Here is a 19,813-nt window from a genome sequence, read left to right as displayed (position 1 = left end):
TTCTAATTATTAGATAAATAGAAGTTATGGACCTATAATAATAAAGAAATCAACATCTAAATAACAAATAGGAAATACATATGAAAAAGCTATCTGTAGCAGTAGCTGTATGTGCTGTACTTGCATCTAGCTATGCAAGCGCTGAAGTACGTATTAATGGTTTTGCATCTATAGTGGGTGGTAAAAGCCTAGACAGTGATCAAACCTTATACGGATATGACGATGATATCTCATTTAAAAATGAGAGTGTATTTGCATTACAATTATCTGCCGATCTTCAGGAAAAGCTCAGCGCAACAGCGCAAATTGTGGCTCGCGGCGAGAATGATTTTGATGCCGATTTTGAGTGGGCGTATTTAACTTATGAGTTTAGTGATGAATTACAACTCAGCGCTGGTAAAATGCGTGCGCCATTTTACAAATACTCTGACTTTCTAGATGTAGGTTACACTTATCGCTGGGTTCGCCCTCCTCAATCGGTTTATAATTTACCATTTTCTACTTACGAAGGGTTGAGCTTACTATATACCTCACAAATAGGTGATTGGGACTCAAGTCTTCAAGTCATATATGGTAGCTTTGAAGATAATATCGCAGTAGTGTCGGTCAATGGCGAAACTGAGCTTAATGATATCGCTGGTCTTAACTGGTCACTTAGTTACGATTGGTTTAGCGCACGTGTTGCCTATTTTGTAGCAGAGACCACCATTGACATTGAAAATGATACTGATGCAGGTATCGCCCTTAATGGCCTAGAGGCAACTCTTCGCAGCTCGGGTTTCACAGATCAAGCTGATAGCATTGCTGTAAATGAAGACGATGGGGCATTTTTCGCACTTGGCTTTTCAATTGACTACAACAATATTTTATTTGATGCAGAGTATACTCAGTTTGAAGTCGATAACAGCGCTTTAGCTGAGCAAACTCAATACTATACCTCTCTAGGCTATCGTATGGATGAGTGGCTTGTTCACGTTACCTATGAAAACAACGACGATAAACACGATAACAACCGTTATGATTCACTTACAGCTGTGCCGCAATTAAATGCAGGTATAAATTCAGCATTAGAAGGCTCTAAAGCAAAAAGTAATGTTTACACCATCGGCGCCCGTTATGACTTCCACCCGTCAGCTGCATTTAAAATTGACTTCAGTCGATTTGATGATGACATCACTGACACTGAAACGGATATAGTCGCCGTTGGTGTTGATTTAGTATTTTAATTGGAGCGGAATATGAAAAAATTAATCCTAGCTAGTGCGCTTTCATTATGTTCTTTCGGTGCTTTGGCTGAAGTTGCAGTAATTGTAAATCCTGGTAATGCAAATGCACTTGATGCAGAGACTATTAAGAAAATTTACTTAGGAAAGGCCAAGTCGTTTGATAACGGCAATAAGGTCAACCCAGCAACTCAAAACGGTACCGCTATTGCTGATGAATTCAATTCTAAAGTGGTAGGTAAATCGAGCAGCCAATTAAATGCCTATTGGTCAAAACTTGTTTTTACAGGTAAAGGAACACCGCCTGAAAAGTTTGATTCAGATCAAGCTGTCATTGACTTTGTTGCCGCTAATGGTGATTCAATCGGCTATATAGATAGCAGTAAAGCAACTGACAAAGTTAAAGTGATTGCTACCTTTTAATTGCTATTATTAAATTAAAAAAACCACCTAATCGGTGGTTTTTTTATAACTAAACTTTAATAACAATTCGCTCAATTAAGTAAGATATTTTGAGGGAGAAAAACTGTTCAATAGCAAGGCAAAAATTTCTTATTTAGTATTCTAAATAAGAAATTTTAACACAGCTAGCGTCTGATCTGCCCTCTCAAATTGAATAAGCATTACTTCGAATTGATTTAGCTACGTTACTCAATTTTAAATTTAGCCGTGGCATCTAATAGGTTATCTGAAAGGTAATGAAGGTTTTTAGCTACATCCCTCACAGCCGTTAGCGAGTCCATTGTATCTTCAAATGATACGTGCATATTTGTCACGTTTTCTACAACCATAGCAGCAACTGATGTTTGCTCTTCTGTGGCAGCAGCAATTTGTGAGTTCATTCCATTTATTTCTAACATTTGCTCTGCAATTTTCTCTATAGAAATACCCGTTTTTTCTGCTGCAGTTGCATTATCTGTAGCCATATCTCTTGCAGTCGTCATTGCAGTAACTGATTCGTTAGCCGCTTCAGTTAAAGTAGTCAACAGCTCTCGAATCTCATTTGTAGAATGAGCAGTTCGCGATGCAAGCTCTCTAACTTCATCAGCGACAACAGCAAAGCCTCGGCCATGCTCACCAGCACGGGCAGCCTCAATGGCAGCATTAAGTGCAAGTAAATTTGTTTGCTCCGCTATTGATGTAATAACATTTAATATTTGCGACACATTTTTTGTATCGTCTGCTAATTTATTGATAGTTGTAGCAGCGTGATTAATCTCATCACTTAACGTACGAGAAGCGGTTACTGATGTTTGTACTTGAGTTCTACTTTGCTCAACTTCTTTCTCTGCCGTTTGCGCTGCATGAGAAGCACTTGCAGCTGATTGAGAGATATCTCCTACACTCTGTTTCATCTCTTCCATTGATTGCTTTACAATCTCAGCATCAGTGGTTTGTTTAGTCGTTGCACGCTCCGCTTGTTCCATCCCCTGCACTAAACGAGTAGAGTTTTCCATTAACGGTTCGCAAACCGCGATAATTTCTAACACCGTTTTTTTCAATATGCCAATAAAAGAGTTGAAGTTTATAGATACTTGGCCTATTTCATCTTCAGAGTTAACTGTTAATTTAGTGCTTAGCGAGCCTTTACCGCTTGCTAATAAGCTTAAATTATTTGCCGCATCACTTGCCGAAGAAGCAATTCGCTTAGCTATCCAAATAGCCATAAAGAGTAATAAAATAAGCGATACAATAGAAACAGCTAACATTAACGTAAGGGCGTAATCAGAACGGTCCTTTGTGCTTGCAACAAGTTCAAAAAAGCGATCGTCAGCTTTGACTTGTGCTGCCTTAAACTTTTCTAGGACATCGGTATAAAGCGCTGTTTTCCTCTGTGCTTGTTGTTGAATTTTACTAAAATCTGCTGTTCCATTTACCATGCCATTTGCGATAGTCGCTGATATTTTTTCGTAATTTGCGAGCTGCTCTTTAGTGTCACTGTGAATGTAAGAGGCATTTATTTTTTCTATCGCAATAATATTCAACTCAAGTTGCTTGTATGTGTCAGATGCTTTCTCGACTAAATCTTGCTCACCAAATGTTACGGCTTGGGTGTAAAGTTCGTCCAGCTTCTCTAAAATGCCAACATTAGCAGATGTTAACTTAACAACTTTGTAGGATGATTTTTCCATTTCATCAAGTGCAATTCTATTATCATTCATAGCAAAATAGTTGATCAGAACAATCACTAAAAATGCAACGACAGCAATACTCGTAATCGCATGTATTTTTTTACTTATGCTGAGATTTTGAAAAGTGAAGCCTGAAGCCATTGTGAATACCTTATTTTATTGTCTAAATCTATTATCGGCTTATTACTCATAAGTGTTAACTAAATTTGTAAAATTTCTAGTTTTTTTTACAAACAATTCAAAATTCTACATAACTAATTGCCCTTTAAAAAAAGAAAGTACAAATAACATTCAATTTAAATCGCAGGCACAAAAAAACCAGTAACATTTCTGTTACTGGTTTCTAAATTTGGTGCGGATGGGGGGACTTGAACCCCCACGCCCGAAAGCACCACCCCCTCAAGGTGGCGTGTCTACCAATTCCACCACATCCGCATTTTTAAGCTTTCGCTTATTTGTTAAACATATGATTTATTTGAGGAGTATAAATCGTTTAACGATAGCATTACGCTAAATTAGTTCGGTACGTCAGAGCTTTGCTCTTTCGTAGATGTTACCGGAACATCTTCTTCAACAGGAACTACAGTTTCTACTGCAGGAGCTGCTTCTAGGTTTTCCCACTCGTCAGTCTTTTTAATTTGACCTGCAGTTAGGTTACCTAGCACAATGCTTAAAACAAAAAATACTGTTGCTAAGCTTGTGGTTGTTTTTGTCATAAAGTTACCAGCACCAGACGAACCAAAAACCGTGCCTGAAGCACCAGCACCAAATGAAGAACCCATATCTGCGCCTTTACCTTGTTGAATTAAAACCATTCCAACTAGAGCTAAAGCCACAACTAAATAAACTACTAATAAAATTTCGTACATCTTATACAGTCCCTTTTGCACTGTTACAGATTGCAGAAAAAGATTCTGCTTTTAGACTTGCGCCGCCAATTAAGCCGCCATCTATATCTGTTTGTGCAAATAATAATTCGCTATTTTTTTCATTAACGCTACCACCATATAAGATGGTAAGCCCTTGTGCTAAAGTGCTATCAAGTGCAGCAATTTTATCACGGATAAATTTATGAACAGTTTGTGCCTGCTCTGGCGATGCAGTCTTACCTGTGCCTATGGCCCAAACGGGCTCGTATGCTATCACAGAATCTTTCAGTGCTGCTACACCTAATTTTTCAATTACTGCATCAATTTGTGCAGCAACTACTTGTTCGGTTTGACCGTTTTCTTGCTCACTTTCACTTTCGCCAACACATAAAATTGGTGTTAACCCAACTTCTTGTGCTCTAGCAAACTTTTCAGCGACAGTTTCATTACTTTCGTTATAAATACTGCGGCGTTCAGAGTGACCAACGAGTACGTAAGTTGCACCTAAATCTTTTAGAAGCTGTCCGTCTACTTCACCAGTAAACGCACCAGGTGTATTTTCAGAAACAGTTTGAGCGCCTGTAGAAACACCACTAGCTATCATCGCTGGTACAAGTGGGAATGGAGGAAATAAAACAATGTCCATCTCTTGTGATTTTACATCGTTAATAGCATCAGACATTTGTTTAACTAGCTCTAACGAACCATTCATTTTCCAGTTGCCTGCGACCATCGCCTTGCGTATTGCCATTTTCCACTCCACATTAGAAAGCGGGCGAGATATTAACTTTTCTCGCCCAAAGTTACAAGAGGTTATTGTTATTAATCAGTCTGTTTGCTCATAGATTCTACAACAGCTGCAATTTTTTGAGCGCTGTCTATTACAATTTTTTCTTGCTCGGCTTCAACCATAACACGAACAACAGGTTCTGTGCCTGATTTGCGCAGTAAAACTCGGCCTTTGTCGCCTAAAGCAAGCTCAACTTCTGCTACAGCTGAAAGTACCTCTGGCGCTTTTGTCGGATCTGTTCCAGCGGTATAGCGCACGTTAATCATTTTCATTGGATATTTAGTAAAACCAGCACCCAAATCTTGTAGTGTACGGTTTTGTGCAACCATAGCTGCAAGTACTTGCAAACTTGATATAATGCCATCACCCGTGCTAATTAAATCTAAATTTAATACATGGCCTGAGCTTTCACCGCCAATTTTCCAGCCTTTTTGCTGTAGTAATTCCATTACATAGCGGTCACCCACTTTACTGCGAGCAAACTCGATACCTTTTGCTTTTAAAGCATTCTCAAGACCCATGTTAGACATTACAGTGCCAACTACACCTCCACCCAACATATCATCTTCGGCAGCTTGGCAAGCAATAATATAAACTAAATCGTCACCATCAAATACACGACCATTATGATCAACCATCATTACACGATCGCCATCCCCATCGTATGCAATACCTACGTCAGCTTTAAATTCAAGCACTTTGCGTTTAAGGGTATCTACATGAGTAGCGCCACATTCATGATTTATATTAACGCCATTAGGCTCGCATGCATGTGTTATAACTTCAGCGCCAAGTTCGCGCATGACAGAAGGAGCTATATGGTATGTAGCGCCATTTGCGCAATCGACAACAATTTTAAGCCCTTCTAAAGATAACCCTTGGGGGAACTGGCTCTTACAAAACTCTATATAACGGCCGTCTGCACTAACTAAACGCGAAGCTTTACCTAGTTTGTCTGAAGCAACACATGTCATTTGCTCATCAAGCATCGCTTCAATTTGAAGCTCTACTTCATCGTCAAGCTTTAGACCCTGCCCATTGAAAAACTTAATACCGTTATCGTAATAAGGGTTATGTGAGGCACTAATTACTATACCTGCCTCTGCACGAAATGTTTGCGCTAAATACGCAACTGCAGGTGTCGGCATTGGACCCAGTAATACAACATCAATACCAGCGGCAATTAAACCAGCCTCAAGTGCAGTTTCAAGCATGTAGCCAGAAATACGCGTATCTTTACCTATAATGACTTTTTTAGTACCACTTTGAGATAATACGCGCCCTGCAGCCCAACCCAACTTCATTGCAAACTCAGGGTTAATAGGTGGCGTTCCTACTAGACCACGTACGCCATCAGTACCAAAATATTTTCTTTCTTTCATTATGCAATTCCTTTCTCGCAGGCTTGATATACACCAAGTACGTCTGCGGTTTCTTTAACGTCATGTACACGAATAATTTTTGCGCCATTTTGCGCCGCGATTAACGCACCCGCTAAGCTGCCCGCTAATCGCTCATTTGTTTCTCTATTTAATAGATTACCTATCATCGACTTACGAGATAACCCAGCCAATAACGGCAATCCTAATTTATTAAAATCATCAAACTTAGCCAATATTTGATAGTTATGGCTAAGTGTTTTTCCAAATCCAAAACCAGGGTCTAGAATAAGTCGCTCAAACTTAATCCCTGCTGTTTCACATGCTTTAATACGTTCACTAAAAAACATATTTATATCTGCAAACAGATTGTCGTAATGAGGTGCGCACTGCATGCTGCGGGGTTGCCCCTGCATATGCATTAAACAAATTGCTACATCTTCATACTGCGCAACCGTTTCTAAAGCGTTTATTTCTTGTAGAGCTCTTACATCATTGACTATATCTGCCCCAGCGAGTATTGCTTGCTCCATAACTTGCGCTTTACTAGTATCAATTGAAATAACGCAATCACTGTACTCACGTATCGCTTTAATAGCAGGAATTACTCGGGCTAGTTCATCTTTTAAACTCACATCTGGCGCGCCGGGGCGGGTAGACTCCCCCCCAATATCAATTATTTGCGCGCCATCCTCTAACAATTGCATTGCGCGTTTTAGCGCTATTTTGGGATCTAAAAACTGCCCACCATCAGAAAATGAATCCGGCGTTACATTTAATATTCCCATAATAACGGGCTTTTCAAGATTAAGCGTACGCCCTCTCGGAAGCTTTAATATGTTAGTCATTGCCAACCTTTATTCTTTTTCTAAATAGCTGATACAAAAAAGCCCCGAAGTTCGGGGCTTTCATTACTATTTTAACGATTATTCAGCTTTGTCATCAAGGTTTGTTTCATCTTTTTTCGATGAATCATCCGCTTTTTGACTTTCATCAAGCACTGGCTCTTGAGGTTCTTGCTCTTTTACCGGCTTAGCTTCATGGCGGTCATGAGCATCGCGCGGCTCACGCACTGGTTGGCGCGCCATTAAATCATCAATTTGCTTAGCGTCTATTGTTTCGTATTTCATTAACGCGTCTTTCATTGAGTGAAGAATATCAATATTTTCTTTTAATATTTCTTCTGCTCTTTGGTAGTTACGATCTGAAAACAAGCGTACTTCAGCATCAATTACTTTAGCTGTATCATCCGACATACTAGATGCACGGCTTCCGCCACCACCCATATACATCTCGTTTTGATCTTCAGCGTAAAGCAATGGACCTAGCTTTTCACTTAAACCCCAATGTGTAACCATTTTACGTGCAATATCAGTTGCGCGCTCAATATCGTTACTTGCACCCGTTGTTACTTTGTCAGCACCATAAATAAGCGCTTCAGCAATACGGCCACCATAAAGGCTTGAAATCATTGATTCTAAAAGCTCTTTTGAATGACTAACACGGTCTTGTTCAGGCAAGTACATTGTTACACCTAGCGCACGGCCACGTGGAATAATAGATACTTTGTAAACTGGATCATGTTCAGGAACCATACGGCCCACAATTGCGTGGCCTGCTTCGTGATATGCTGTCATTTCTTTTTCTTGCTCGCTCATTACCATGGTTTTGCGCTCTGCGCCCATCATGATTTTATCTTTAGCAGCATCAAATTCAGCCATACTTACAACACGTTTATTACCACGTGCAGCATAAAGTGCAGCTTCATTTACTAAGTTCGCTAAATCAGCGCCAGAAAAACCTGGTGTTCCACGCGCTATAAGAGCCGCCTCTACGTTATCGCCTAATGGCACTTTACGCATGTGTACTTTAAGTATTTGCTCACGACCACGGATATCAGGTAAACCAACTTCTACTTGGCGGTCAAAACGACCTGGACGAAGTAATGCAGGGTCGAGAACATCTGGTCGGTTAGTTGCCGCAATAACGATAATACCTTCGTTACCACCAAAACCATCCATTTCTACTAGCATTTGGTTGAGTGTTTGCTCACGTTCATCGTTACCGCCACCCATACCTGCGCCACGTTTACGACCAACCGCATCAATCTCATCTATAAAGATAATACAAGGTGCCGCTTTTTTAGCTTGTTCAAACATATCACGTACACGTGACGCACCAACACCGACAAACATTTCAACAAAATCTGAACCAGAAATTGTAAAAAACGGTACTTTCGCTTCACCCGCAACAGCCTTTGCAAGTAACGTTTTACCAGTGCCAGGAGGACCAACCATTAGTACGCCTTTAGGAATACTACCGCCAAGCTTTTGAAACTTAGAAGGGTCACGTAAAAAGTCTACCAATTCGGTAACGTCTTCTTTCGCTTCATCACAACCAGCAACGTCTGCAAACGTTGTTTTAATTTGATCTTCGCTCATTAAACGCGCTTTACTTTTACCAAATGACATAGCGCCTTTACCGCCGCCGCCTTGCATCTGACGCATGAAGAATATCCATACACCAATAAGCAGTATCATTGGGAACCAAGAAATAAATATACTTGCTAAGAATGATTGTTCTTCAGGTTGTACACCCTTCACATTTACATCATTTTTAAGTAAATCATTTATTAAGTCTTCATCGTACATTGGCATCGTTGTTTGAAAACGCTCACCACTGCTCTTAGTACCAGTAATATTTCCCGTACCGCGGTCGATAATAACTTCTTGTAAAGAGCCACTGCGGACATCTTTAACAAATTGAGTGTAACTTGTTTGACGATCAACTTGCTCGCCACCATTAAAGCTCTGAAAGACTGACATCAGCACAACTGCAATCACCAGCCATAGTATTAAATTTTTCGCCATATCGCTCAAGGGGTTAACCTCTTGTATCCAATTAATTTAAATTCAACTAAACGCCAAGCAACTGTACTACAGTTTGTATCCAGTCGCTACTATATATACTTCCCGAGAACGGGCACGTGAGGCATCAGGTTTGCGTATTTTCACTGCTTTAAAACTATTACGTACATCTTGCAAGTATTGATCAAAGCCTTCACCTTGGAAAACCTTAACAATAAATGCGCCATTTTTCTTTAGTACTTGACTACACATATCCAGCGCAAGTTCTACCAAATACATACTACCCGCTTGATCTACTGAGTTATTACCACTCATATTTGGTGCCATGTCAGAGAGTACCACATCAACATTTTTACCATCAATACGTTTTAGCAACGCATTTAACACAGCTTCTTCACGAAAGTCACCTTGTAAAAAGTCAACACCCGCAAGTGAGTCCATAGGTAATATGTCACAGGCAATTACTTGACCTTTGTCACCTACTTTTTCTGCCAAATACTGTGACCAGCTTCCTGGAGCTGCTCCTAAATCAACAACGGTCATACCAGGGCGAAGTAACTTATCTCTATTTTGTACTTCATCTAATTTAAAAACCGCTCGTGAACGCCAGCCTTTTTTTTGCGCTTCTTGAACATATTTATCATCAAAATGTTCTTTCAGCCATCGCTGTGAACTGGCTGACTGTTTTTTATTTGTCATAAATTAACACGCAACTAATTAGTAATATTCTCTAGATGGCGTTAGAATACCCTTAATTCAAGCCATATTCAGCAAAATTTGTATAAACATGACATTATCAAACAAACAAAAGCAGTTTTTAAAAGGTCAGGCACATAGCCTCAAGCCTGTAGTTTTACTAGGTTCTAACGGTTTAACCGAAGGCGTAGTAGTCGAAATTCAAAGTGCATTAGAAATTCACGAATTAATCAAAGTTAAAGTTCCAACTGATGATCGTGAAACAAAAGCACTTATTTTTGAAGCAATCGTACGTGAAACTGGTGCGACTAAGCTACAAACGATAGGTCACACTATTGTGCTTTATCGTCAAAGTGTTGAGAAAAAAATACATTTACCACGTAATTAATTAATCCTATTTAAAGGATTTAGCACGTTTAAATTAAAAAACCAGCTTAATGCTGGTTTTTTGTTACCTAACACTTTTTAATTTAAAAGCTCATTGTATGGTGCGTTACATCATAATCAGTGCCATTACTTCTGGGCTTATTATGCAATATAAAATACTGAGTAAATTGTGTCTCACTCATAGCTGGCACTTTTTCATTGGAGAGTAGTTCAGCCAGTTGTGGCGTCGTATTACTGTGCCCAATAACAACAACTACACCCTTTAGTTTGAGTAACTCATTTTTTAAATCACCTAGCTCACCTGCGTTATACACATTTAATTTGGTATTAAAATGTGCCTGCAAAGGTGCGGCTGTTTGCAACGTGCGTTTATAGTTGCTGCTAAAAAGATGTATATTTTGATGTTCTTTAAACAACGTAACTAAATTATTTGCACGTGCCTTCCCCTCTTCTGAGAGCGCTGGGTTTTTCCCCGTTAACTTTTCGCTATGACGAAACAAATATACCTCGTCAGGTGCGGCAAATGCCAAACTACAATTAAACGATAAGGCTAAAAAAGTGATTGCTAATATTATTTTATTCATATTTTTTACCTCGTTTGTATTCTAATAGCCTGTCGATAAATTCAGTTGTTAATTCATTTATTACGCCGGTTTCAGCATTAACGATTAAACTAAAACCAACATTTAAGTGGGGAAACACAACCACATCGCTTCTATATCCTTGCACCCAGCCACTATGATAGTAAAGCGTCTCATCAGCGTAATTATAAACCCGCCAACCTAGTCCGTAATAAGCCTCATTAAGGTGTTTTTTCCACACCCTGCGATGCATTTCTTTTTTTGTATGTGTATAAGGACGCGTTTGCTTTGCTAGAGTATCCAATGACAAAACATCAGGGTATTGCCCTAGCTGGGCTTTTAACCAAATGGCCATGTCACTTGCACTTGCGTTTACACCCGCTGCAGGTCCCACTTTATAATAATTTTTTTTAAGCTTAGCGCTATACCAACGTTTTGTACCGCGCACGTGTGGTAATGCGTAATTTTCATCCTGAACCATAGATTCAAAACCTAAGCTGGCATCACTCATTTTTAAAGGCGCAAAAATAGTTTCTCGTAACCACTGCGCGTAACTTTTACCGCTGCTTTGCAATATTACATTACCTATAAGGCTAAACATAACATTTTGATAACCATAACATTCGCCTGGTTTGCAAATAGGTTTAACACTAAGTAATTTTTCAACAATACTGGGGTAATCCATACGAGACTCTATCAAATTATCGTACGCATTAGGCACTAACCCACTTGCATGACTTAGAAGGTGAAATACCTTTAAATCATCTTGATAAACAGTCCCTTTGAACTCAATTATGTAATCGCTAACAGCTTTATCTAATTTAAGTAAACCCTCATTGGCTAATTTAGCTGATAACGAGCCTGCAAATGTTTTAGAAACAGACGCGAGCCGAAACCGGGTATGCTTATTTACTTTTTGTCCATTTCGGGTTTTAGTTACACCCATGGTGTGGATGTAGTCTGAGTTGTTTGTACTTACAATCGAAAGTGCAGCGCCTGGTATACCTTTATTTTTCAGTTTTTTTTGCGCATAACGGCCGTACTTTTTTACAAATGCATCCCAATCAGGATCTGCTTTTGCTGCAAAACTCACAGAGCTAAACAACAAACACAAAGCAGGTAGGCTATACAATAAAGATTTGAGATACTTCATTTTTATAAATTTTATCTTTTTAACTACATCTATGTAGATAATATCATGAAGTTTTGTTTGGACTAACGTACAATACGACGATTATTTGGTTTTTAGTGAGTGTTTAGTACTTATGCGTTTTTTAGTTGTGTCACTTTTTGTTATATTATCAACTGGTTGTACTCTTACAAAGCAGCCGGCCGAGCCACTGGCTATGCCATTAAAGCCAACATTAAAAAGTCAGACCTACCAGCTTGAGTACACCACAGAACACTCATCCCCAAAAGTTAAATCCGTTCAACTTCCTGCACATAAGGTAGTTAGAAACCAAACAGTAAAAATTATTACCGATAAGGCAAGTGTAACCGATAAACTTTTATCGCAAATTAGCCAAGCACTTAACGATAAACAGCTAAAAGTAACCACTAAAAATAACAGCGACTACACACTAACTATTCAGCAACTTGATTTAACTTTCACTGACGATATTAAGTACGCAATAAAGCAACCTGAGAACCCTTTTACATTATATTCAGATATTGCTCAGCAATACCCAACTCAGGAATGCGCTGCAATATTCGCACAAGTAAGTATGCGCCTCACACACAAAGCATCGGGTGATGTTGTTTGGTTTGCTAAATCTTCTATTGATAGTGCAAGTTTTCATCGTGAGCCACTAGTTTATAGTTTCACCGAAGAGCAAAAAATAACTAATGAGCTTGAGGTTGTCGCTTTTGTCCATCAACAAAACACTGATGAAGCCCGCATGGAAAGACTTGGAAAAGACATTCAAATCCCTCAGTACAAAACGTTGTCAAAGTTATCTAGCCTTGCCAAGCTTAGTGGTCCATGTAACAGAACAGAAGTAAGCGCATTAACGCCTATGATGCAGTTTTACTTAAGCAGTATATTAATCGATAAAATTAAAGTTCAGTAAATTAGGGTCTGTTGATCTTTACAGATTAAAATTTGTTTAAACTAGGGGCTATTTAATCGCGGCGCTCGGTTTGTAACCTAGTGGGCTCGATAACTGCTCCTGCGTTATTCTAATGGCTTACATCCATGTAAGAATAAGTAAAAACCGAGCAACAAAGCGTAAATAGCCCTTAGGAAGAACCCATTGGGCAGCGCCTGTTTGGCATTAATGCTACGTTATCGCCCATTTATGGGGAATAGCCACACTGCATAGGCTCTGCCTTGCCTATATACCAAACAGACTGCTGAAAATTTAACCTTGAAAGTTCAACAGACCTAACACTTACTACATTTTTTTACAGATTAAAGGAACGAATTAACAATATACTACGCTTAATAACAAATAATAATTAGGCCCCATAGGGATGAGAAACACTTTGCTTAACCATACTTTAGTTAGCATAACATTGCTTTTTTGCTTTATTTTTAGCACCACAAGTATGGCAAGTAATCGCTATTATGCAGACAATACGTTAGAGCCAACCCAAGGCTTTGCCTGGGATTGGAGTGCAGGTGCGGGCTTTTATATTGAAGATTCTTACCTAATCGGTATCGAATCTTACGATAAGGGCGTTGAGCTTGATTTAAGCCTTGCTGTTTCTTACGATAAATTTTATCTTGATTTTGATCACAATCAACTCAGCGGTGGTCTTGTAATTGGTTACAGCCTTATAGATAAATTTGATTGGGGCTTAGATATACTTGGCACAAATACTCAAGCCGGGTTTGACGAAAAAGGCCTCGGGTTTTATAACCATGGTGTTATAAAAGAACTCCAAGGTATTAAAAAACGTAATTACGATTTTGATGTTGGTCTTAGGCTCTCGCGTCGATTTGAAAACTCACAATTCTCCTTTGAATACCTTCATGACATATCTGGTGCCCATAATGGCTGGGTTATAAATAGCTTTTTTAGCCACATTTTGCCATGGCGAAACTGGGAGTTTAGGTCTGGTGTTGGTTTAAGCGCCTACTCTGCTCACTTTACCAATTATTACTTTGGCATTGATAGCGATGAAGCCACCAGCCTTCGCCCGATTTATACCAGCAATGCCAGTACTAGTATTATCTTTGAGTTCCATGCTGAATATCCAATAAGCCAAGATTGGGTGTTTTTATCCGGTTGGCTTACTACATGGTTTTCAAAAGAAATTGACGACAGTCCAATTATTTCCCAAGGATATCAACATAAAGCCAAGGTAGGCCTACGTTATGTATTTTAGATGGATCTGGGTATTACTGATCTTTCCCAGTACCTTTACTGTTAAAGCGCAGGACCCCCCTGAAGCACTCATAGCACTACCCGACACTTGCGTTGCACTGCGCGAAGGGCGTAATTGCTATGCCGATGTTACACTTACGTGGGAGCAACCTATCATTGGTAATTACTGCCTACGCGATGCAACTTCAAAGTACATTATGCAATGTTGGCTAAAGCAACAAAGTGGTACTTTTAATTATGCTTTTGACTCACAGCAAAGCATTTCATTTGAACTATTTGATAGCAATACATCCAAAGTCATCAGTACAGCAGAAGTAAAACTACAGTGGGTTTATCAAAACAGACAAAAAAAACGCCGCTGGCGACTATTTTAATACCAATCGCATTAGGGATATTTTATGGATAACTACGGCACTATTTTACTTGTTGAAGACGATGCATCACTAGCGCAATGGGTTGCTGAATATTTAACAGAGCAAGGCTATACAACGCATGTTTGTCATCGTGGTGACGAAGTTGTTAGCAAGGTCAAAACGTTAAACCCAAATATTGTGCTCCTTGATATTATGCTCCCGGGGCAAGATGGTATCAGCGTATGTAGAGAGCTTCGTAGCTTTTATAATTCGCCTATTATAATGCTCACCGCACGCGATGAAGAGATGGATGAAGTTATTGGTTTAGAAGTTGGCGCAAGCGACTACATAATGAAACCGGTGCGTCCGCGTGCATTACTAGCGCGAATAAAAGCAGCACTGCGTCAAAACAATGAGCCAAATAAGCCACAGGTTAGCCAAGGCATTATTCAAGTTGGTGCACTTAGTATTAATACCGAATCTAGAAATGTGACCCTTAACGAGCAAGATATAAACATATCAAGCGCCGAATATCTATTATTACACTACCTTGCAAGCAATGCAGGTCAAGTTGTCTCACGCGATGCCGTATTTAAAGCGACGAAAGGTAGAGAGTACGACGGGCTTGATAGAAGTGTTGATGTACTTATTTCTGCACTTCGTAAAAAATTTAATGATGATCCACAAAACCCCGAAAAAATTAAAACTATTTGGGGCCGTGGATATTTACTTGTTTCTACCGCGTGGTAATAGAGCGATGAATAAATAAATGAAAAAGTTTTATATATCGCTTCTAGGCAGTGCACTTTTATCTATTGTGGTATTGGGCTGGCTTATTGATGCTTTTAGTCAACAAGCGCATACCCCACAAGATGAATTTAGTCAGCAAAGTAAAATGATCATGGGTTTTAATAAGCAGTTAGCTAACATACCTACATCTGAGCGCAGCGATTATGTAAAACAACTAGCCCGAGAGTTTGATGTTTTAATTGACTACAAGCCAAATGAGTCACTCGCCTTACCACCTTCTTTATTATTACAAATGCACACGCCAGGTGGGCTGATTTTAGAGGATCAGCAAGGCTTTTATATGCTTTATAGTAGCGACGTTTTAAATCCTTTTCACTTATCAATGCGCTTAGATAAAATTTTTGATAGCGAGCAGCATAACGACATTATATTAACTCTACTATTTTACGCAGGCCTATGTGTATTTATGGGGTTTATTATCGCGCCCTTAGCTAAACGGCTAACTGTCTTAAATGAAGCCGCTAAAAAGTTTGCCTCTGGTAATGTTCAAGTCCGAATAAAGGTATCGCACTTTACCTATATAAAAGATGTGGAACTTACTTTTAACCGCATGGCTAGACAAATAGAGAAACTTGTCGCCGAAAACAAACTAATGGCCTCGAGCTTGTCTCACGACATCCGCACCCCTATCGCGTGCCTGCGATTTGGTTTAGATGCGGCATTAGATAGCCATGATGAGCAAAAAGTAAAACAGTATTTAACCCGTATGGAAAACGATTTAGATCATATGGAATCGATGCTTAGTAGCTATTTAGCATTTGCTACTTTAGAGCAAAACGCGAATAAACTAACCTATTCATCAACCAATATTAAATCCTACCTTGAAGATATTTTAGTTCAACTTGCACCAAAACTTGAAATGCAAATGCTCAACGTACAGCTCAATAGTACAGATAAAATAATAAATGCAGATCTTCACTGGCTGGCTCGTGCAATTACTAACTTATTAACTAACGCATGTGATTTTGCAAACCAATATATTTACCTCAGTGCAAAGTTACACGAGCAACAGCTTATAATAACGGTAGAAGATGACGGCCCTGGTATTGCACAAGAGAACTTTAGTAATGTATTTAGCCCATTTTTTAGAGAGGAAGATCACCGTAACAGAGCCGATAAGAGTTATGGCCTTGGCCTAGCCATTGTTACCAAGGTAGCTGATTGGCATCATGGCAGCGTTAAAGTAAGTAAAAGCACCCAGTTAGGGGGGGCGTGCTTTACTCTCACTATTGCACAGCACCATAATCCGTAAAGCAATAGTTACAGACTGTAATTAACAATTATTAAACAAAATCAACTCGTTATTTTAAACGACTTAATAACAACAATTAAAATCGATGGTTATAACATACACTTTACTTATTAATTTGTGCTAGATCAGCAAATAAGCACTTTTTATTTTTTTACATTTCCAGTAGATTGTCACCGCCGTCACACAATAGAGAAGTACAATAATATGAGCGCAGTTAGAGGCGAGTTTAGCTCTCGCTTTGGTTTTATTATGGCCGCCGCGGGTTCTGCCGTTGGTTTGGGCAATATTTGGGGATTCCCTACACAAACAGCAAGTAATGGCGGTGCTGCATTTTTAGTCGCATATTTAGTGCTTGCGTTCTTTTTAGCCTACCCCGCTTTAATGGCTGAACTTATGATTGGACGTCATGGCCAAGCAAACGCAGTGTCATCACTTCAAAAAATATCTAATAAGTCATGGCAAAAACACTTTGCTTTTGCTGTTGGTTTTGGCGGTATTTTATGTGCTGGCTTTATACTAAGCTTTTACGCCATTGTTGCCGGTTGGATGCTCAGCGCCACAGCTGAACCCATAGCCACTTTAGTTGGTGCCAACACAGCATCTACATGGTTAAGCGAGCAATCACTTACTCGAAATATTATATTCACTATGATCTTTATCGTACTAACTGTCGCTATTATAAGTAGAGGCGTTGAAAACGGTATTGAAAAGTGGTCTAAGCGTTTAATGCCTGCACTTTTAGGCATTTTATTTGCACTTATTGCTTATGTGATGACGCAAGATGGTGCTATGGAAGGCTTAAAAGCCTACTTAGTTCCTGACTTTTCATCTATTTTTGACGCAAAACTATTAGTAAGTGCACTAGGGCAAGCTTTCTTCTCTTTATCGCTTGGCACTAGCGTAATGATTATTTACGGCTCGTACATTAGTAAAAAAGAAAATCTCGTTTCTTTAGGTGCCTATGTGACCCTTATTGATGTATTTATAGCCTTTGTTGCAGGTTTACTGATTATTCCGGCTATGTACGTAGCACAAGCTCAAGGCGTTGAAATATTCTCGGCCACAACGGGTAAGCTACTCTCTGAAGATACATTAGTGTTTCAGGTACTCCCCGCTTTATTTGATGGAATGGGCGAAGTTGGCTTATTTGTGGGTTTTTCATTTTTTGCGTTAATGAGTATTGCCGCTTTAACATCATCTATTTCAATGTTAGAGGCGCCAGTATCATACACCGTAGAGCGCTTTGGGATGAAACGCGTTCAAGCAACGTGGTTGATTGGGGCGCTAATCGCTATCGTCAGTATTACAATTGTGTGTAACCTTAGCAGCTTATTTGGCTTAGTAATCACTCTCACTACAAAAGTAGCTCAGCCTTTACTTGGTCTTATGTGTTGTATATTTGTAGGCTGGATTTGGTATAGAGGCTCATTACTAAAAGCAATTCAGGAGGGTAACCCTGAAGTTCACAATACATTGTTTTGGAAAATATGGCCTTGGTATACTAAGTTTGTATGTCCACTTGCTATTGGCATGGTGTTTTTACATTCACTATTGAGCTAAATGATACCTTAGCCTTAAAATAGTTTTAAATAAAATAGCCCACATTAGTGGGCTTTTTTATAGCTGCTTAAATTGGATTTATTGAGTGAGTTTTAAAATCATATCTTGATGAGGTATACCGTCTTCTAGATATTCACTTTTGTAATCTTCAAAGCCAAAGGAGCGGTAAAAATCAAGTAAGTAGGTTTGTGCGCCAATATAAATATCTCGTTCAGGCCACCGCTCTTTACAGCATTCTATAGCTTTACTTACAAGTACAGTGGCGTCGCCTTTGCCACGCGCACTTTTACTTACCAGCACGCGCCCTATTGCGCTGTATTGCTCATTTTTTTCATAGCATCGGGCATAAGTGTGTAGCCGACCATTGTCTAGTGTATATAAATGCTGTGTATTTAAATCAATATCTACATCATCAAGTTCAGGGTAAGGGCACGCCTGCTCTACAACAAATACGTCTACACGTCCTCGCATAATAGTAAAAAGAGTATGCGCATCTAAAGCATTAAACTGCTCACATTTAAATTGCATTTTAAATCCTATAAACAATAAACCCAGCCTAGGCCGGATTTAATAAAATTATTCACTTGTTAGTTTATATTAAGCAAATAAGCGCTCTAGTTGGTCGCACAACTGCGATAAATTTACGTGGTCATGCTCTATCGTTAAATCTACATAACCATCGCCTCTAAAGGCCCTGTCTAGCTCTATAAGCACGTGTGTTTTATGTGCCTCTGGTACAAATGACAACTCGATCTCTTGAATGCCAAATAAACTACGGCTATTTGGCTTATATTCAAGTTCCTGATAACAGCCCGATAACGATTGAAATGTTGAAGCGCGCAAATGGCCTTTTTCTACATCAGCTTTCATTAAGCTAAAACCTAGCTTTTCCATCGCCTGCATGCACGTTTTAACAGCTTCATTAGGGTAAATATGTAAATGGTCTTTATCGCTCGGATCAAGTGCTAAATCAATATCTAAACCTGTTTCAAGCCACACATGAGATTGATTGTAACCTGCATTAATTTCTGTAATAGGTGTTTCAGAATGAAGACGTGCTTCAAAAGGGATACTTTTAACTTCGCCAGGCTCAATTGTACCTATATCTGTAATTCGCCATTGGTCAATCACATGATTTGTAAAATAATCGCCATCATCACCTGCCACTTTAACACGGGTCATAAGTAATAAATCTAAGCCTGCAATATCTTGGCTAACATCACCTGCGGTAATGACTATTTGTGCATTAAAAAGCTGACCAGGTTGTAGGTGTTCAGTCTCTAAAACAGTATCTACTTTTGCAGCACCAATACCTACCGACGCTAAAATCTTTTTAAACATATATTTCTCCTTAAGCTGAGCGGTTCTATTATTTGCTCTTGCTTAAACTTCTTCGTTAGCGCATCTTAACCATATTTAAAAGCCAATGTCAGTGAAAAAATGTTATTTACATGCTATTTACGATTAAATATATGTTTGATGCGCATTTTTTATACACAGCTAGGCAAGTATTTGATTAGACGCGTTCATTTTTAGGTCTATTTTTATTTTCAATGGTATAAATTTTTCGTTACACTGCAACCCC

At 39.1% G+C, this 19,813-nt stretch carries 20 protein-coding genes and 1 tRNA gene; 9 read left to right on the top strand and 12 right to left on the bottom strand.

Annotated elements, in window-relative coordinates; translation table 11 throughout:
* Window positions 1-80 precede the first annotated feature (80 nt).
* Both H5087_RS13390 and H5087_RS13385 read left to right on the top strand, forming a co-directional pair.
* Entirely contained in the window at window positions 81-1,226 is a 1,146-nt protein-coding gene (locus H5087_RS13390; protein ID WP_182672337.1) for a porin, read from the top strand.
* A 12-nt stretch (window positions 1,227-1,238) separates the two neighbouring features.
* A complete protein-coding gene (locus H5087_RS13385; protein WP_002962772.1) occupies window positions 1,239-1,646 on the top strand; it encodes a hypothetical protein in 408 nt (135 codons plus the stop codon).
* Between the two features lie 224 nt (window positions 1,647-1,870).
* Here H5087_RS13385 and H5087_RS13380 read toward each other — a convergent pair whose 3' ends face one another.
* From H5087_RS13380 to rlmE, 8 genes are all read right to left on the bottom strand, one after another.
* A complete protein-coding gene (locus H5087_RS13380; protein ID WP_002962771.1) occupies window positions 1,871-3,496 on the bottom strand; it encodes a methyl-accepting chemotaxis protein in 1,626 nt (541 codons plus the stop codon).
* A gap of 209 nt (window positions 3,497-3,705) precedes the next feature.
* A tRNA-Leu gene (locus H5087_RS13375) sits at window positions 3,706-3,790 on the bottom strand.
* An 80-nt stretch (window positions 3,791-3,870) separates the two neighbouring features.
* Window positions 3,871-4,224, bottom strand: a complete 354-nt coding sequence (gene secG / locus H5087_RS13370; protein WP_002962769.1) for a preprotein translocase subunit SecG — start codon at window positions 4,222-4,224, stop codon at window positions 3,871-3,873.
* A gap of 1 nt (window position 4,225) precedes the next feature.
* Complete coding sequence (tpiA, locus tag H5087_RS13365; RefSeq protein WP_182672336.1) at window positions 4,226-4,975, bottom strand: triose-phosphate isomerase; 750 nt, start codon at window positions 4,973-4,975, stop codon at window positions 4,226-4,228.
* 71 nt (window positions 4,976-5,046) lie between these two features.
* Window positions 5,047-6,396, bottom strand: a complete 1,350-nt coding sequence (glmM, locus tag H5087_RS13360) for a phosphoglucosamine mutase (protein ID WP_002962765.1) — start codon at window positions 6,394-6,396, stop codon at window positions 5,047-5,049.
* A complete protein-coding gene (gene folP, locus H5087_RS13355) occupies window positions 6,396-7,241 on the bottom strand; it encodes a dihydropteroate synthase (protein WP_182672335.1) in 846 nt (281 codons plus the stop codon). The genes glmM and folP overlap by 1 nt, the downstream gene beginning before the upstream one ends.
* A 78-nt stretch (window positions 7,242-7,319) precedes the next feature.
* A complete protein-coding gene (ftsH, locus tag H5087_RS13350) occupies window positions 7,320-9,263 on the bottom strand; it encodes an ATP-dependent zinc metalloprotease FtsH (RefSeq protein ID WP_039485975.1) in 1,944 nt (647 codons plus the stop codon).
* Window positions 9,264-9,329: 66 nt separating this feature from the next.
* Complete coding sequence (rlmE, locus tag H5087_RS13345; RefSeq protein ID WP_002963155.1) at window positions 9,330-9,959, bottom strand: 23S rRNA (uridine(2552)-2'-O)-methyltransferase RlmE; 630 nt, start codon at window positions 9,957-9,959, stop codon at window positions 9,330-9,332.
* A gap of 88 nt (window positions 9,960-10,047) precedes the next feature.
* Here rlmE and yhbY point away from each other — a divergent pair, with 88 nt between their 5' ends.
* The gene (gene yhbY / locus H5087_RS13340; RefSeq protein ID WP_002963153.1) at window positions 10,048-10,344 is read left to right on the top strand and encodes a ribosome assembly RNA-binding protein YhbY; all 297 of its coding nucleotides are present in this window, start codon (window positions 10,048-10,050) and stop codon (window positions 10,342-10,344) included.
* An 82-nt stretch (window positions 10,345-10,426) separates the two neighbouring features.
* Here the strand turns inward: yhbY and H5087_RS13335 are convergent, their stop codons facing one another.
* Complete coding sequence (locus tag H5087_RS13335) at window positions 10,427-10,927, bottom strand: histidine phosphatase family protein (RefSeq protein ID WP_002963152.1); 501 nt, start codon at window positions 10,925-10,927, stop codon at window positions 10,427-10,429.
* Window positions 10,920-12,077 carry a serine hydrolase gene (locus H5087_RS13330; protein WP_182672333.1) on the bottom strand — a complete coding sequence of 386 codons (1,158 nt, stop codon included), beginning with the start codon at window positions 12,075-12,077 and terminating at the stop codon, window positions 10,920-10,922. The genes H5087_RS13335 and H5087_RS13330 overlap by 8 nt, the downstream gene beginning before the upstream one ends.
* 112 nt (window positions 12,078-12,189) lie before the next feature.
* Here H5087_RS13330 and H5087_RS13325 point away from each other — a divergent pair, with 112 nt between their 5' ends.
* From H5087_RS13325 to H5087_RS13300, 6 genes are all read left to right on the top strand, one after another.
* Complete coding sequence (locus H5087_RS13325; RefSeq protein ID WP_182672332.1) at window positions 12,190-12,993, top strand: hypothetical protein; 804 nt, start codon at window positions 12,190-12,192, stop codon at window positions 12,991-12,993.
* A 478-nt stretch (window positions 12,994-13,471) separates the two neighbouring features.
* Window positions 13,472-14,254 carry a MipA/OmpV family protein gene (locus H5087_RS13320; protein WP_223231666.1) on the top strand — a complete coding sequence of 261 codons (783 nt, stop codon included), beginning with the start codon at window positions 13,472-13,474 and terminating at the stop codon, window positions 14,252-14,254.
* On the top strand, window positions 14,244-14,627 hold the full coding sequence (locus tag H5087_RS13315; RefSeq protein ID WP_024597091.1) for a DUF3019 domain-containing protein: 384 nt from the start codon (window positions 14,244-14,246) through the stop codon (window positions 14,625-14,627). The genes H5087_RS13320 and H5087_RS13315 overlap by 11 nt, the downstream gene beginning before the upstream one ends.
* Before the next feature lie 24 nt (window positions 14,628-14,651).
* The gene (locus H5087_RS13310; RefSeq protein WP_182672330.1) at window positions 14,652-15,356 is read left to right on the top strand and encodes a response regulator transcription factor; all 705 of its coding nucleotides are present in this window, start codon (window positions 14,652-14,654) and stop codon (window positions 15,354-15,356) included.
* Between the two features lie 19 nt (window positions 15,357-15,375).
* Complete coding sequence (locus tag H5087_RS13305) at window positions 15,376-16,668, top strand: HAMP domain-containing sensor histidine kinase (RefSeq protein ID WP_182672329.1); 1,293 nt, start codon at window positions 15,376-15,378, stop codon at window positions 16,666-16,668.
* 204 nt (window positions 16,669-16,872) lie between these two features.
* Window positions 16,873-18,228, top strand: coding sequence for a sodium-dependent transporter (locus H5087_RS13300; protein WP_182672328.1), 1,356 nt, complete (start codon window positions 16,873-16,875; stop codon window positions 18,226-18,228).
* A gap of 78 nt (window positions 18,229-18,306) precedes the next feature.
* Here the strand turns inward: H5087_RS13300 and H5087_RS13295 are convergent, their stop codons facing one another.
* Complete coding sequence (locus H5087_RS13295) at window positions 18,307-18,756, bottom strand: GNAT family N-acetyltransferase (protein ID WP_004335742.1); 450 nt, start codon at window positions 18,754-18,756, stop codon at window positions 18,307-18,309.
* 69 nt (window positions 18,757-18,825) lie between these two features.
* Window positions 18,826-19,569: a sporulation protein gene (locus H5087_RS13290; protein ID WP_004335740.1), complete on the bottom strand. Its 744-nt coding sequence runs from the start codon at window positions 19,567-19,569 to the stop codon at window positions 18,826-18,828.
* Window positions 19,570-19,813: the final 244 nt, after the last annotated feature.

The organism is Pseudoalteromonas sp. SR43-7 (genome assembly GCF_014163785.1).
Taxonomy (GTDB): domain Bacteria; phylum Pseudomonadota; class Gammaproteobacteria; order Enterobacterales; family Alteromonadaceae; genus Pseudoalteromonas; species Pseudoalteromonas distincta.
The sequence above is the reverse complement of the archived record's forward strand: the minus strand, read 5'-3'. Positions and strand labels throughout refer to the sequence as shown.